The organism is Actinomadura sp. NPDC048032 (assembly GCF_040653175.1).
Classification (GTDB): Bacteria; Actinomycetota; Actinomycetes; order Streptosporangiales; family Streptosporangiaceae; genus Spirillospora; species Spirillospora verrucosospora.
This window is the reverse complement of the sequence record NZ_JBEZJP010000833.1, coordinates 1-1,060: the sequence shown is the minus strand read 5'-3', so window position 1 is coordinate 1,060 and position 1,060 is coordinate 1. Positions and strand designations below refer to the sequence as shown.

Below are 1,060 nucleotides of genomic sequence, written 5' to 3'. Positions count from 1 at the left end.
GCCGGTGGGCCGGACGGCGCCTTCTCGGGATCGGCGTCAGCCGCCGCCCGCTCCTCGGTCGACCCGGCGAACGGGCCGACCGTCCGGGTCCGAGGTCAGCCAGGAACCGTCCCCCAGCGGCTCCAGATCGTAAGAATGGCGGGAATGCGCCTCGAACCGGTCGACCACTCCCCCGGTGCGCAGATCGATCCGGTAGTGGACGTGCCATTCCCTTTCGTCGTCCGGTACATCGTCCTCTTCCCGCTCGCCGCCGATGGTGACGATGGCCGTGTCGGCGTCCAGATACCCGCCGCTCCACTCGAAGGCCGCGGCTTCGGGGTCGTGGCCGAACGCCGCCACCGGCAGGCTCAGCACCACCTCGCCGCTCGGACACTCGTGGAAGGCCACGTCGGCCTGCCCGTGGTCGATGCTCATGAACTGCCCGCCGCCCGGCGCCAGGGCCATGACGCACCGGTCGTCCCACGGGTACTGCTCCACTTCCAGCGTCGACCCCTTGAGGGAGCCGGCGAAGACGAGCGCACCGTCCTGGCCCTCGCCCACGTCCAGCAGCATCCGTGACCCGTCCGGCAGTGGCAGGTGCTCTCCGCCGTGCCCGCAGGACCCCAGATCGGCCTGCGCCCGGACCGTTCCGGACCCGGCGTCGAGAACCACCCAGGTGTCGGGGCTTCCGCGGCCCGCCATCGCATCCGGCCGGTACACCCAGACGAGCGTCCCGTCCGGCGAGAAGGCGACCGTCGGCCTGTGCCCGTACTTCTCGGTCGACCTGGGCAGCAACGCGTATCGCCACAGCTCGGCACCGTCGCGGCGCAGGCGGACGATGTCGTGCTGCGTCGCGTAGACGAGGGTGTCGCCCAGAGGGGCGACGGCGAGACTGCTCACGTTCAGGCCGGCGCCGACGTCGACGGACCAGGCCGCCTGGAGGGGGCCTTCCGCGGCGGCGTCGACCTCGTAGACGCAGAGACGCCCGTCCAGAGACCGGGCGAACAGGTGATTCATGGCGCGCAGGCTAACAGCGCACAGGGACAGAAAATGGAAAAGGGCCCCGCCGTGACGGCGGGGC

The 1,060-nt window shown here is 71.2% G+C and carries 1 protein-coding gene; it reads right to left on the bottom strand.

The features are described 5' to 3' along the window. Window positions 1-36: 36 nt before the first annotated feature. A complete protein-coding gene (locus AB0C69_RS42570) occupies window positions 37-996 on the bottom strand; it encodes a hypothetical protein (protein WP_360362694.1) in 960 nt (319 codons plus the stop codon). Between the last annotated feature and the right edge of the window lie 64 nt (window positions 997-1,060).